This window comes from Sporosarcina sp. Y1004, from assembly GCF_057669665.1.
The window spans coordinates 47,457-61,358 of sequence record NZ_JBYHFQ010000025.1 but is presented as its reverse complement, the minus strand read 5'-3'; the positions used below and the strand labels follow the sequence as shown (position 1 = coordinate 61,358).

13 protein-coding genes are annotated in these 13,902 nt (G+C 42.9%); 8 read left to right on the top strand and 5 right to left on the bottom strand.

Annotated features, from left to right (window positions below):
- Positions 1-287 precede the first annotated feature (287 nt).
- The 7 genes from AC25Y6_RS15380 to AC25Y6_RS15350 all read left to right on the top strand — a co-directional run bounded on the left by AC25Y6_RS15380 (position 288) and on the right by AC25Y6_RS15350 (position 7,834).
- On the top strand, positions 288-2,462 hold the full coding sequence (locus AC25Y6_RS15380) for a DNA topoisomerase III (RefSeq protein ID WP_488143645.1): 2,175 nt from the start codon (positions 288-290) through the stop codon (positions 2,460-2,462).
- A 101-nt stretch (positions 2,463-2,563) separates the two neighbouring features.
- Positions 2,564-3,166, top strand: coding sequence for a hypothetical protein (locus AC25Y6_RS15375; RefSeq protein WP_488143644.1), 603 nt, complete (start codon positions 2,564-2,566; stop codon positions 3,164-3,166).
- 62 nt (positions 3,167-3,228) lie between these two features.
- Positions 3,229-3,720 (top strand): Cys-tRNA(Pro) deacylase, encoded by a 492-nt coding sequence (gene ybaK, locus AC25Y6_RS15370; RefSeq protein WP_488143643.1) that lies wholly within the window; start codon positions 3,229-3,231, stop codon positions 3,718-3,720.
- Positions 3,721-3,817: 97 nt separating this feature from the next.
- Positions 3,818-4,450 (top strand): YczE/YyaS/YitT family protein, encoded by a 633-nt coding sequence (locus AC25Y6_RS15365; protein ID WP_488143642.1) that lies wholly within the window; start codon positions 3,818-3,820, stop codon positions 4,448-4,450.
- An 87-nt stretch (positions 4,451-4,537) separates the two neighbouring features.
- Positions 4,538-5,605 carry a hypothetical protein gene (locus AC25Y6_RS15360; protein WP_488143641.1) on the top strand — a complete coding sequence of 356 codons (1,068 nt, stop codon included), beginning with the start codon at positions 4,538-4,540 and terminating at the stop codon, positions 5,603-5,605.
- 227 nt (positions 5,606-5,832) lie between these two features.
- Positions 5,833-7,023, top strand: coding sequence for a glycine C-acetyltransferase (locus tag AC25Y6_RS15355; RefSeq protein ID WP_482101181.1), 1,191 nt, complete (start codon positions 5,833-5,835; stop codon positions 7,021-7,023).
- 106 nt (positions 7,024-7,129) lie between these two features.
- A complete protein-coding gene (locus AC25Y6_RS15350; RefSeq protein WP_488143640.1) occupies positions 7,130-7,834 on the top strand; it encodes a DNA alkylation repair protein in 705 nt (234 codons plus the stop codon).
- Between the two features lie 532 nt (positions 7,835-8,366).
- Here the strand turns inward: AC25Y6_RS15350 and AC25Y6_RS15345 are convergent.
- Complete coding sequence (locus AC25Y6_RS15345; protein WP_488143639.1) at positions 8,367-8,981, bottom strand: hypothetical protein; 615 nt, start codon at positions 8,979-8,981, stop codon at positions 8,367-8,369.
- Positions 8,982-9,231: 250 nt separating this feature from the next.
- Here AC25Y6_RS15345 and AC25Y6_RS15340 point away from each other — a divergent pair, with 250 nt between their 5' ends.
- Positions 9,232-10,176: an L-threonine 3-dehydrogenase gene (locus AC25Y6_RS15340; protein ID WP_488143638.1), complete on the top strand. Its 945-nt coding sequence runs from the start codon at positions 9,232-9,234 to the stop codon at positions 10,174-10,176.
- Between the two features lie 77 nt (positions 10,177-10,253).
- On the opposite strand, the gene AC25Y6_RS15335 is transcribed toward AC25Y6_RS15340, so the two are convergent.
- From AC25Y6_RS15335 to thiD, 4 genes are all read right to left on the bottom strand, one after another.
- Entirely contained in the window at positions 10,254-11,606 is a 1,353-nt protein-coding gene (locus AC25Y6_RS15335) for a YjiH family protein (protein ID WP_482104364.1), read from the bottom strand.
- 164 nt (positions 11,607-11,770) lie between these two features.
- Entirely contained in the window at positions 11,771-12,451 is a 681-nt protein-coding gene (gene bshB2 / locus AC25Y6_RS15330; RefSeq protein ID WP_488143649.1) for a bacillithiol biosynthesis deacetylase BshB2, read from the bottom strand.
- A 16-nt stretch (positions 12,452-12,467) separates the two neighbouring features.
- Entirely contained in the window at positions 12,468-12,818 is a 351-nt protein-coding gene (locus tag AC25Y6_RS15325) for a YojF family protein (RefSeq protein ID WP_488143637.1), read from the bottom strand.
- A 227-nt stretch (positions 12,819-13,045) separates the two neighbouring features.
- Positions 13,046-13,879 (bottom strand): bifunctional hydroxymethylpyrimidine kinase/phosphomethylpyrimidine kinase, encoded by an 834-nt coding sequence (gene thiD / locus AC25Y6_RS15320; RefSeq protein ID WP_488143636.1) that lies wholly within the window; start codon positions 13,877-13,879, stop codon positions 13,046-13,048.
- Positions 13,880-13,902 lie beyond the last annotated feature (23 nt).

Sequence of the window (13,902 nt, the reverse complement as noted above, 5' to 3'; positions counted from 1 at the left end):
TTTCCGGCTTATCGCGGGAGGCATCCACAAAGCGGCGAAGCGGTAATAGCAGGAATTCTAATTCATTCCATCTATTTATTCTGTTGTTTAATACATTCCCTCGATTTATGGCACTATATTTTGCAAATCTAATTCCCGATAACGAAATGCACTTTCTTACATTAACCATCCACAAAGCGGCGACGTGGTATTAGTAGGATTCCTGATACTTTCCAGTTTCATTCGCCCGACATGCATCCCTTCACGTTCTACCGTATAATTGAACTATGAAGAAAGGGGAAATACTTATGTCTAAATCACTTGTACTAGCTGAAAAGCCGTCCGTGGCTCGCGATATTGCACGAGTGCTTGGTTGCAATAAAAAAGGGAACGGATTTCTTGAAGGCACAAATTATATAGTCACATGGGCACTTGGCCATCTTGTGACACACGCAGATCCAGAAGGCTATGGCAATGAATTCAAAGAGTGGAAGCTCGAGCACTTACCGATTATTCCTCAGCCATTTAAACTGGTACCGATTCGCCAAACGATGAAACAATTCAATGCGGTTAAAGCACAGCTGAATCGCAACGATGTGAAAGATGTCATTATCGCGACAGATGCGGGACGTGAAGGGGAGCTTGTGGCACGCTGGATTTTGGAACAGGCAAAAGTTCGCAAGCCCGTCAAACGGTTATGGATATCATCGGTCACCGATAAAGCCATCAAGGACGGTTTCAATAACCTGAAAGACGGTCGTGCCTATGAAAATCTATATCAGGCGGCAGTAGCTCGTGCAGAAGCGGATTGGGTTGTCGGTATTAACGCGACGCGTGCGCTGACGGTGAAATACAATGCTCAATTGTCGACGGGACGCGTTCAAACCCCGACACTTGCCATGATTGCAGAACGGGAAAATCAGATTCGAGACTTCAAGCCGAAATCCTACTATGGTATGCAGGCATTGACGGAAACCTCGAAATTTACTTGGAGCGATTCAGCAGGTCAAACACAGTCGTTTGATAAAGAAACAGTCGAAAAGTTGCTTGGTAAAATCGATGGAGTGAATGCAGGAAAAGTAACGGACGTGAAAACGACACCGAAGTCACAGCCGGCACCGCATCTTTTCGATTTGACAGAGTTGCAAAAAGAGGCGCACCGCCGTTGGTCATGGTCTGCGAAAGAGACACTATCAACGCTGCAGAATTTATATGAGCGTCACAAAGCGGTAACATACCCGCGTACCGATTCGAAGCATCTAACATCGGATATGGAAAGCACGTTGAAAGAGCGGATTAAAGCTGTGGATATCGGACTATACCGTAAGGCGACTAACACATTGCTGCGTGCAGGAACTGTAAAACCGCAGAAGGGTGTCATCGATGACAAACGGGTTTCAGATCATCATGCTATTATTCCGACAGAGGAAACTCCGATTCTTCAAAACTTGTCCGATAAAGAGCAGCGTTTATATGACTTAATCGTCAAGCGTTTTCTGGCTGTTTTCTTCGGTCCGTTTCGTTATAACCAAGTGACGGCGGAACTCGCAGTAGGTGGAGAAATGTTTAAAGCAAAAGGCCGTACAGTTACGGATGAAGGATGGAAAAAAGTTTATTCGACAGAGGAAGAAGAGGTAGATACAGATACACTTCCTCCGTTTTCAAAAGGCGAAGAAGTGAAAATCCAGGCAATCATTATGACGAATGGTCAAACGAAACCGCCTGCGAGGTTCAATGAAGGGACTTTGCTCGCAGCAATGGAGAATCCTTCACAGTTCATGCAAGGTGAATCTAAAGAACTCATTAAAACAATCGGCGAAACAGGCGGACTCGGAACGGTTGCAACACGGGCTGATGTCATCGAGCGGCTTTTCAACTCATTCGTGATGGAGAAAAAGGGCAATGATATTTATACGACGTCCAAAGGGCGCCAACTACTTGAACTCGTTCCGGAAGATTTAAAGTCACCCGCATTGACGGCGGAATGGGAACAGGGACTGACGAAAATCGCCAATGGTCAGATGAAAAAAGAAGAGTTCATGAAAGATATGATTGGTTTTTCAAAACAGACCGTCACTGAAATTAAAACAGATGATAAAAAATATAAGCATGACAATGTTACAGGCAAAGCTTGTCCTGAATGTGGAAAGCTATTGTTAGAAGTTAACGGTAAGCGCGGTAAGATGCTTGTCTGTCAAGACCGTGAGTGCGGACACAGGAAGAACGTCTCCATGCTGACGAATGCCAGATGTCCAGTTTGTAAAAAGAAATTGGAGATGCGCGGAGAGGGAGATGGACGGATTTTTGTCTGTAAATGTGGGCACCGTGAGAAGTTATCGGCATTTGAAAAACGCAGGGCAAGTTCGGGCGGCAAAAAAGCGGACAAACGTGATGTCCAGAAATACATGAAGAAACAGGGCGCGCCAGAAGAGTTGGAGAATACTGCAATGGCGGATGCGCTAAAGAAACTATTCGATAAGTAATACTAGCTTAGCGCTTTGGTTGGGTTTATCAATCTGTAATAGTCGGGTATAATATTGTTACTAGAATTTTGAGAATAACACTGAATTGGAGGTGAAGTTATATGAATGCCGTTATGACTCAAGTGACAGCGAGTGATCCTATCCAGCGATATGATACATTGAGGCGCAGAAATGCAGAGAATGCTTACAGTCGCAATGTACAATATAATGGTCAGAACCAGAAGACAGTAGAAAATCTGGAAGTTTTATTGACTGAGAAGAAAGACTCAGGAATCGTTCACACAGAGCGTCAAGAATTTCAACGACTTAACGGAGGGCAAATGAAGCAAATCACATTGCCGATTGGAAAAACCCTTGAAGAAACGATTGACGTTTGGAGAAGTGTGCGGGCTGAAGCGATTTCAGAACCTGAACTGACGACGGCCGATTACCAGCTAGCAGCAACAGCATCGGCAAAAATCATGCGGACAGAAGCTCAAATAATGCTACACAATCGAGCACAATCTGAAATCGAGTCTGCAACTGTACGTGAAGAAGCTGAGTCAGCAAAAATGGCATCCATGGAACTTCCCTCTGCTCTCGATCGTGAAGTACTTATCATGCAGAAACGTTATGAACAGGCGATTTCAACTTACTCTTTCCAAGTTCAAATGAAACTGAAAGGATTCGAAAATGATCAACCTAGTTTCTATAAAATTGCATGAGGAATAAGTAGGGTCGCCTGACAATGGCGGCCTTTTCGTTTTTTGAAAGGACAGATGAGTGGATGGCTAAACAGAATAAAAAAGTGAAAACGAATGCAGTACGCATTTTGGATGGGGAAAATGTATCCTACGAATTGATGGAGTATGAAGTGTATGATGGATTGGTGGACGGTATTTCCGTTGCGGAAAAAACGAAGCAATCCGTCGAGACAGTTTATAAAACGCTGGTTACAATTGTAGGACCTCGGGAACTATTGGTCTTTTTGGTGCCCGTAGCTGCAGAATTGGATTTGAAAAAAGCTGCAAGGGCGTCAGGTGTGAAAAAGCTCGAGATGCTTCCTTTGAAAGACTTGACGAAGGAAACGGGCTATGTACGTGGAGGTTGTTCGGCAGTTGGGATGAAGAAAAAGTACCCGACGTTCATCGATAAGTCGGCAGAAAGTCTAGAATGGATGATTGTCAGTGCAGGCAAACCCGGCTTGCAGATGAAGCTGATTCCGGCAGAGCTGTCTCGTGTGACAGATGCATCTTTTCACGACATTGTGAAGGATTAATAATTTCAAGGACATGAGGCGTGCTATAATGAATAGACAAAGAGGACGGCATTCACGCAAGGTGTGAATGTCTTTTAGTATGGAAAGAAGGACTTATATGAGAAAGATATTAATATGGAGATGGGCATTCTTTTTTATAGGAATGATGATAATGTCACTGGGTATTTCAATGACGATTAAAGGTCAAAAACTTGGAATTGCTCCGTGGGATGTATTGCATGTTGGATTGTACAAAAACTTCGGTTTGACGATTGGCACATGGGGAATTATTACGGGATTCATTATTATCATTGCAACTGCCGCTGTTTTGAAAGAATGGCCGAAGATTGGCACATGGTTGAATATGATTTCAATTGGTCTATTTATCGATTTATTCAATTGGCTGCTGCCGGATATCACATCGTTGGGTGCGCAAATACTTATGTTCTCAGCGGGTGTAATTGTTATGGGATATGGCATTGGGATTTATATTTCACCAAATATCGGCGCGGGCCCACGGGATAGTCTTATGCTCGTCTTTGTTCAGAAAACAGGGGCAAGCGTGAAGAAAATCCGGACGACACTCGAAGTCGTTGTAGCAATCGTCGGATGGCTATTTGGTGGTCCGGTTGGAATCGGGACGGTACTAATCGCGCTATTTTTAGGACAGGTCGCCCATTATACTATGCCGCAAAGCCGGAAGTTTTTGATGAGAATTATAGGTAAGAGTGAAGAGGAAAAAACATTCTGAAAAAACATTTAAGCATGTGCTGCCAAGCCGTGCTTTTTTTTATTGTCTGTGCATAGGTTAATCGTATGTACAGAAAGGATGATACGCATGAATGGAACGATAACCCAATATATGGGGACAGCCTATACAGGTGCGGGAATCACTCACAAATACGACAATCTGATTACAGCTGCCTCACAAACGTTATTTCTAAAATGTCCTCCGACAAACGCAATTTCAACTGTGTTGAATGAAGTGGCGGCATATTACGTTAAACAAGGCTATAATGTAGAACGGTTCATGGATCCTGTACAACCTGACAAAACAGATGCAATCTATATAAAAGGACCGGATGTGCTGATTCTTCAAGCTTCTCATCCGGTTGCACTCGAGCCGACGGATATTGGCGGTAAACACAAAGTGATCAGTTTTTACGATGTGTATGATGAAGTGAAATTACGCGAACAGAATGGTTCGATTGTGAAATTATTGAAAGAATCGGGTATTGCTCTAAAAAAAGCGTTGCAGTCACTTGAGGATGCAAAAGGAATTCATGACGATTGGGAAGCAGTGAATATCAAACGAATGATGTGGGATGTCCATGTGCATCAAATAGAAGCGCTGAAAGAAGAACTGTTTGGGAAGATAAAGCTAAATAAGGAAACCGCTATTTCCCACAGACTAATCGGATCGCTGACATCTGGAGGGGCAAAGGATTTCATTACCTCCATTACGAAACGAACAGAAAGACGTATTCTTATAAAAGGACTGCCGGGAACAGGAAAATCGACGCTCATGAAAAGTCTAGGGGCTGAAGCGGAAAAACGCGGATTTGACGTCCAATATGGCTGGTGTGGACTAGATCCATCAGGAGTCGATCTCGTATTATTTCCTGAGCTATCGGTTTGTCTGATTGATGCAACCATGCCGCATGTTTACGACTTGGAGCGCCCGGGTGACGAAATACTTGACCTTGTGCGTATGTGTGAAGAAGATGCAGGGGCAGAAGAGGAGATTGGTATAATTCGTGAAGTCTATGCAGAAAAAATGCTTGATGCGACTGGCTATATGCAGTCATATGCACAAGCTGAGAACAGCATGAAAGTCATAATGGATTCTGCTATTATCACCCCTGTATTCGAGAAAAAAACAAATACACTTCTGGATTTGATTTAATTTCATTCGGAAAATCATTTTTTACTGAAAGTGAAGTTTCAGCTATAGAAGTCTCTCACTTAAGTTATGCCTTCAGGGAGTGGAAAGGCGATAAGAGTCCAGCCAACCCAAATAATAAGCTAGATCAATCACAGCGAGGCGTGATTGATCTAGGATGCACTTCATTCTGCGACAGGGTCAGTCGTATGGTAAAATGAAGGTATCATTTGTTTGAAAGGAAGATTACTTTGTCAAAAGTACTCCATGCATTTTTAGAGGAAAATTTAAAAGAGCTTCGTGATCAAGGACTTTACAATGAAATTGATCCTATTGAAGGACCAAACGGCCCCATTATTAAGATCAAAGGTAAAGACCTTATTAACTTATCCTCTAATAACTATTTAGGACTTGCAACAGACGAAGATTTGAAAAAGCTAGCAATTGCCGCGACTGAAAAATACGGTGTAGGAGCAGGAGCGGTCCGTACCATTAACGGGACGCTTGATATTCACGTTGAGTTAGAAAAAAAGCTTGCTGAATTCAAAGGAACGGAAGCTGCGATTTCTTACCAATCAGGCTTCAACTGTAATATGGCGGCAATTTCCGCTGTTATGACTAAAAAAGATGCAATTCTTTCGGATGAATTAAATCATGCATCGATCATTGACGGCTGCCGCCTTTCAGGTGCGAAAGTCATCCGAGTCAAACACCAAGACATGGACGACCTCCGTGCCAAAGCGAAAGAAGCGACGGAGTCCGGTCTCTATGAAAAAGTAATGTATATTACAGATGGCGTATTCTCAATGGACGGCAATATTGCCAACCTTCCTGGAGCTGTCGAAGTCGCGAAGGAATTCGATTTGATCACGTATGTTGACGATGCTCACGGTTCAGGCGTTACCGGTAAAGGGAAAGGAACGGTCAAACATTTCGGTCTTGAAAAAGAGATCGACCTTCAAATGGGTACTCTGTCAAAAGCAATCGGCGTCGTTGGCGGCTACGTTGCAGGTACGCAGGAATTAATTGATTGGTTGAAAGTCCGTTCACGTCCATTCCTATTCTCCACGTCACTGCCTGCAGGAGATATCGCAGCAATCATGGGCGCGTTGGACAAGATATCAGAATCGACAGAGCTACATGATAAACTTTGGGAAAATGGAAACTATTTAAAAGCAGGGCTTAAGAAATTAGGTTTCAATATTGGTGTATCCGAAACACCCATCACACCATGTATCATCGGTGAAGAAAAGCTGACACAGCAATTTTCAAAACGCCTAGCTGAAGAAGGCGTCTACGCCAAGTCGATCGTCTTCCCGACGGTCGCTAAAGGAAAAGGCCGCGTCCGCAACATGCCGACCGCTGCACATACAAAAGAAATGCTCGACGAAGCACTTGCGATTTATGAAAAAGTCGGTAAAGAACTCAATGTAATTTCATAATAAAGATCGAATCCCAGGTGGCACACATGAGCTGTCTGGGGTTCTTTGGTAAGAAGTTGGATGGGCAGATAACTATGGAAATGGTCTAGTTAAAGGAGCGAAGCGCATGATATTCGAAGCAGTGATGCAACAACTAAAAGAATTCGGCAACGAACAGACGAAGAATACGTTCTTAATTCACGGTGCAACTGAACCACTGTTTGGGGTGCGTGTGGGGGATTTGAAAAAGGTTTTGAAGCATATTAAAAAAGATCATGAACTGGCACTTCGTCTTTACGACACAGGTAATTCCGATGCAATGTACCTTGCAGCGCTTGCGGTGGATCCGAAATTGATGACTGAAGATGATCTCAGGCGGTGGAGTGCTGCGGCAACTTGGTATCTAATCGCAGAAAGTGCAGTCGGTTGGGTAACAGCGGAAAGTCCAAATGCGTTAAAACTTGCACGTGAATGGATGAAATCTGACCGTGAAATGACAGCGGTCGCGGGTTGGAGCACGTATTCAAATTACGTTACGTATGCAGGGGCGGAAGAACTGGACCTGGATGAAATAAATTCACTCTTGCTGGAAATCCGTAATTCGATACACGTTGCACCAAATCGAGTACGCTACAATATGAACCAATTTATCATCTGCGTTGGGGCGTATATACCCGAACTTCGTGATGCAGCAAGCAATGTTGCAGAAATTGTTGGGAAAGTACATGTCGACGTTGGAAATACGGCGTGTAAGGTTCCGCTTGCAACAGAATATATTAACAAAATACTCGAGCGCGGTGAACCGAAGAAAAAGAAAACGGTGCGCTGTTAATAGGAGGCCACTGAAAAAGTTCTTTATTATAATAAGAACTAGTTGATTGTAGTGGAGAGCGGCGACTCCGGCGGGAACAGCTAGGAAGAGAAAGAAGTTCACTCTTCCATAGCTGAAGACCCCACAGGAAAAGCCGTCACGCAGTACGGCTTTTGCGACCAAAAGCGTTAGCGTTGGGTGCACGGGGCAAGAATGCCTTAATTTCTGCAAAGAACGCAGAAATACGGCAAATCGAACCCTTTGCTGTTCGATTGGCTGAAGCCGTGCCCGCGGAAAGCGTCCGCTCGGAACGGAAATCAACGGGATTGAAGGAAATCGGACTTATTCAGTGCCCTCGTTAATAAAAGAGTAACCTTGCTCATTCAAGCACATACTTATACAAACGAAAAGCCCTCTAGAATTGAGGGCTTTTTTGATTCAATCAATCACGCCTCGGTGTGATTACGTCCAGATTTTTAATTGAGCTTGCTCAATTAACTCCCTTGGAGGCTTAAATTTATTCAGCAGGGGTTTGCCCCCCCGCTGAATGAAGTTAAACTTTGAAATCACCGTTAACGAAGCGTTTCTTTGTATGATGCAATACAAAACGCTGCATTCCGGTAGCACTATCAATGGAGCGATCCATTTCAGTCTCGTATTCATCACGGTTTCCGCGTTTCAAGGCCGCATAGGCTTTTAAAGAGTGGATCATCCAAGGCGTTTGCAATTTAGAAGCAAAGTTGGAAGCTTTGTCGAAGTTCCCATTCATTACATAGGCATGTCCTAAATAATACTCTTTATATTCTTGTCCGCTGAGTTTTTCAGCGTGCCCCATCACAGCTTTGGAGTTGTTTTGGAAAATTGCTAGGTTTGCGCCATAAATATCGGACATATCCTGTTGCGTATAGGTATTTATAATTCTTTTCAATGATTTCTCAATATCTTGCTTATTTCCATTTGCCAGCGCATAGGAATAACCGAAAATAGGTTTCTTATAATTAGCAGAAACATATCGGCCAATCGCTCGAAGAGATTTGGATTTATAGATGATATACATTGGCCGAAAAATGGACACGGAAATATACAAAACCAAGACCGCGGAGACAACAATCCACTTTGGCGCATCAAATGATACTAGAACAAATATGAGCATAATCCCTGTAGCCAATAGGAGTATTAATCTATAGAATTTTGAAAAGACAGACGGCTTATTATTTGGTAACATGATTCACCTCAAGTTTTCCTCTAATTATAACAGATAAGCTGATAGCAAATAGACTTCTATGGAAAACAACGTTGTCTTTTCCAGGAGAACGTTTTATAATGTACAAAGGCTTTTAAATCAACAATAAAATTAATGTTGAATAGTTGTGTACTCCCCATAAATACAATCGTTCGAAAGTGAGGGACAGTTTATCATGAAGAAAATTTTGGTGACAGGTGCTTCAGGTCAAATTGGTTCAGAGTTAATTGCAAAGTTGCGTAAAGAATACGGTACCGAAAACGTCTTGGCAACAGATATTCGTTGCACGGATTCGGCAATAGAGGGTCCTTTTGAAGTGCTCGACGTGACAGATGCTAAAAAAATGCACACACTTGCGACAGATTTCGGTGCGGATACAATGATGCATATGGCTGCATTGTTGTCAGCAAAAGCTGAAAATGAGCCATTGTTTGCATGGAATCTCAATATGGGCGGCTTGATGAATGCACTAGAAGTATCGCGTGAACTAAATCTGCAATTTTTTACACCGAGTTCCATCGGTGCATTCGGACCGTCAACTCCGAAAACGGACACACCTCAAGACACATTACAGCGACCAACAACCATGTATGGGGTCAACAAAGTTGCAGGTGAGTTGCTATGCGATTACTACTTCCATAAATTCGGACTTGATACGCGGGGAGTTCGATTCCCAGGGTTAATCTCGTATGTAGCACAACCGGGTGGCGGCACAACGGATTATGCGGTAGATATTTATTACAAAGCGCTTGAAGAAGGGAAGTACACTTCTTATATCGCAGAAGGCACGTATATGGATATGATGTATATGCCCGATGCATTGCAGGCGATTGTCGACTTGATGGAAGCTGATCCAGCGAAATTGAACCATCGCAACGCGTTCAATGTAACCGCGATGAGTTTCGAACCTTCTCAACTCGCTACGTCCATAAAAAAATACATACCCAACTTCGAAATGAGCTATGACGTAGACCCGGTACGTCAAGCGATTGCCGATAGCTGGCCCGATTCCATTGATGCAACAGCGGCCGTGAACGAATGGGGCTTCAAAACGAACTATGATTTGGATGAAATGACGGTTGATATGCTAGACAAATTGAAAATTAAATTGAATAAATGAGTATCCGATCATGGAATTTATTCCTTGCCAAATCAAAAAAGACCTCGCAAACTCCTGCGAGGTCTTTCGTTTGTTCATTAAAATAAAAGATGTGCGACTCCTGCAATAATTGGCAATGAAATCACCGTACGCAGAAGGAAGATAACGACGAGTTCCCAAAAGTTGATGGGGATTTTTGACCCTAGAAGAAGTCCGCCAACTTCTGCCATGAAAATGAGTTGTGTCACTGAAACAGTAGCAACAACGAACAGTGTTAACTCAGATGTAATCATACCATTTGCAAGGATGACTGGCAGGAACATGTCCGTGAATCCGACAACCATAAGTTGCGCCGCTTCTGCTGCTTCAGGTATGCCCAGGATGGACAGAATCGGTACGAACGGTATACCTAGAATTTTGAAGACACTTGTATACTCCGCTAGAATTAATGCGATTGTCCCGAAAGCCATAACGACCGGAATGACACCAACCCACATATCGAGGACGTTTTTTATACCTTCAGACAACATTTTAACGAAAGAACGATTTGTATTCGCTTTTGTTAATGCGTTTTCAAGTCCATGTGTCAAGGAGCTGTATCCTTCTGGTAATTTTTCTTCATCACCCGTAAACGGTCTTCCGTCTATATATTCTTCTTTCTTTCTGGAAAGAGGATAAATCCGCGGCATGATAAATGCAAGGACAAGCCCGGCTAGAACGACTGTCCCATAAAACGGTAAGAAGTATGAACCGAGGCCAACTTCTTCGATGATGACGATAGAAAAAGTAATCGATACAACAGAGAAAGTTGTTCCAATAATGGCCGCTTCTTTCTTCGTGTAAAAACCTTCTTCATACTGTTTGCTTGTTAGTAGGACACCAATTGTTCCATCTCCAATCCATGATGTAAGTGCATCGATTGAAGAACGACCCGGTATTTTAAATACAGGACGCATTACTTTCACCATCATCGTTCCAAAAAATTCGAGTAAACCGAAATTTAGAAGAAGTGGCAAGAGCATTCCTGCAAAAAGGAAAATGGTAAATAGGAATGTGACAAGACCGGTTTCACTAAGTAGCAGTCCACCTGTATTTTCATTCCAAATGGCTTCCGGACCAATTTGAAGTAAGGTGGCGATGGCTAAAATTGCCCCGATAATCCGAACGATTGTCCAGAAAAGCGATACTTTGAATAAGTTCGTCATAAAGGAAGGCTTGACAGAACTTTTTGGAATAAACATATAAGCGATTGAGCCGAGTGCAGCGATAATAAGTGTAATCGTAGCAACCCATGGCATAATGGGTGCAATTCTATTTGATAATAAATCTGCAAGGATGGCAATAGGGATTTTCCATTCTCCACCAAACTTTACCGGAATCATAAATAAAAGAATACCGAGAATGGATGGAACGAGGAATAAAAACCAAGTGGATAAATTAAACTTTTTCATAATATCTCCTTTTTGCATAACGTTTGTATAAGATGAATATTTATACATATTACCTCGTAATTCTCTTTATGTAAATATCATATACATATGTTCCATTTTTCAATCTATTGGCAATGAAAAAAACTGCAGCCTTTGTATAGACTGCAGTTGTAGTATTGGGGGTATTATACTAAATCCCTGTCCCAGCGGTACGTATAAAAACGCTCATAATTCAACCATTTAAGCGCGTCTGGATCTAGCGCTTCTAATTTCTCTTCCATCTCTTTCATCATCCATACTGTCTGGGATGCATGTGCTTTTAATGTTGCAATTTTTTTGTCAGCATTTGCTGTGATATCGTGGGTAACATCAGGTTCGCCAAGCACTTCAACTGAATTATTTGAAAAAGCAAGTGCATAAATTGTAGGGCGTTCCGTTTCCGGCATTCTTCGGACGGCGCGGACAACTGCGCGACCCGTTGCATCATGGTCGGGATGAACTGCGAAGTCAGGATAGAAAGTAATGACAAGTGAAGGGTTCAGTTCTTCGATTAAATCTGTAACGAGCTTCACCATCTTTTCATCATCTTCAAATTCAACGGTTTTATCGCGGAATCCCATCATTCTTAAATCGTCGAGTCCCATCGCTTCACACGCTAATTTAAGTTCTTCTTTGCGGATCTGCGGCAACGTTTCACGGTTAGCGAACGGCGGATTTCCTAAGTTACGACCCATTTCACCAAGTGTCAAGCACGCGTACGTAACGGGTACGCCCATATCCCGATAGGAAGAAATGGTGCCTGATACGCCGAATGCTTCATCGTCCGGGTGAGGGAATATGACAAGTACGTGGCGTTCTTTTTTTATCAAAATCGTATCCTCCTTAGTATGTGAATGGGGTCTCGCTGATTTCAAGCGCTACTGCAAGTTTACCTTCTGCTTCAAGTCCTGCCATAAGTAAGCGTCCGTGTTCATCGAGTTTATAATGTGTGATGCCTTGAGCGTAAATCCAACCGTATGGCAGTTTCAAACCGATGCGGTGGGGCGAATCGCCAGCCACTTTACCTAGTTCGAATTTAACGATAATATTACGAATAAATGCGCCCGCATTGAAAAATGCCTCATTGGTATGGGCAGCGTATGAGCCGTTCGTCGTTTCAAGATGAATGTACACATCTTTATTTGCAAATGAAGTTATGAGTTCCTGTAAATGGTCCGCTTTCACTTTCTCCATGCATATGCCTCCTTAAATCTATAACAATGCTTCTCTTCAGTATATAGAAAATGGGGCGTGAATGCGATAGTTGGGCTTAGACCCGGAAAATGGAAGGGAGAGTGTCCAACCAACAACATAAAGTCTCCAACAAATTCGGAAAAGCCTACAACCAACTCCAGAAAGCCTTCAACAACCCAAAAAAACGCCAAGAGACATTCCACATGTCTCCTGGCGTTTAAAACATATTAAATTTCAACTGTCGTAATTTCAGTTGCGCCGAAACGGTTTTTCGCTCCGTGCATGACAGGTCCAACGTACTCGTTCAGTTTCCAGCCGTTAGCGATTGCCGCTGTGACGAACTTTTTCGCTTCGAATACAGATTCTTTTACATCTAGGCCATTTGCAAGGTTAGCTGTGATTGCAGCTGCAAACGTGCAACCGGCGCCGTGATTATAAGTTGTGTCTGTTTTATCTGCTTTAAGAAGTGTGAACGTTTTGCCGTCATAGAATAAATCGACCGCTTTATCGTGTTCAAGCTGTTTGCCGCCTTTGATGACAACATTGCGAGCGCCCAGTGCATGGATTTTTACAGCTACCACTTTCATATCTTCAATGGTTTTCGGCGTTTTTGTACCTGCAAGCTGTCCAGCTTCAAATAAGTTCGGTGTGACAATTTCCGCTTTTGGAAGAAGGAATTCAACCATGGCGTCAACTGTCCCAGGATTCAATACCTCATCTTCACCTTTACAAACCATAACTGGATCGATGACTACATGTGAGAGACCTGATTCTGAAATCGCATTACCCGCAATTTTGATGATTTCTTCTGTGCTGAGCATGCCAGTCTTAATGGCATCGATTCCTGTCGAAAGCGCAGTTTTTATTTGCGTTTTTAAGACGTCGATTGGCAATGAGTAAACACCGTGTGACCAATTATTATCCGGATCCATCGTCACGATGACTGTAATTGCTGTCATGCCGTAAGTGCCGTGTTCTTGAAATGTTTTCAAGTCCGCCGCAATACCTGCACCGCCGGAAGTATCAGATCCTGCAATTGTTAACGTCTTTTTCAAAGTCATATTGGGTCTATCTCCTTTTTAAA

Bases quoted from the DNA above. Each gene is read 5' to 3' on its own strand.
- AC25Y6_RS15380 (WP_488143645.1), top strand. From the start codon at position 288: ATGTCTAAATCACTTGTACTAGCTGAAAAGCCGTCCGTGGCTCGCGAT.
- AC25Y6_RS15375 (WP_488143644.1), top strand. From the start codon at position 2,564: ATGAATGCCGTTATGACTCAAGTGACAGCGAGTGATCCTATCCAGCGA.
- ybaK (WP_488143643.1), top strand. From the start codon at position 3,229: ATGGCTAAACAGAATAAAAAAGTGAAAACGAATGCAGTACGCATTTTG.
- AC25Y6_RS15365 (WP_488143642.1), top strand. From the start codon at position 3,818: ATGAGAAAGATATTAATATGGAGATGGGCATTCTTTTTTATAGGAATG.
- AC25Y6_RS15360 (WP_488143641.1), top strand. From the start codon at position 4,538: ATGAATGGAACGATAACCCAATATATGGGGACAGCCTATACAGGTGCG.
- AC25Y6_RS15350 (WP_488143640.1), top strand. From the start codon at position 7,130: ATGATATTCGAAGCAGTGATGCAACAACTAAAAGAATTCGGCAACGAA.
- AC25Y6_RS15340 (WP_488143638.1), top strand. From the start codon at position 9,232: ATGAAGAAAATTTTGGTGACAGGTGCTTCAGGTCAAATTGGTTCAGAG.
- AC25Y6_RS15335 (WP_482104364.1), bottom strand. From the start codon at position 11,606: ATGAAAAAGTTTAATTTATCCACTTGGTTTTTATTCCTCGTTCCATCC.
- AC25Y6_RS15325 (WP_488143637.1), bottom strand. From the start codon at position 12,818: ATGGAGAAAGTGAAAGCGGACCATTTACAGGAACTCATAACTTCATTT.
- thiD (WP_488143636.1), bottom strand. From the start codon at position 13,879: ATGACTTTGAAAAAGACGTTAACAATTGCAGGATCTGATACTTCCGGC.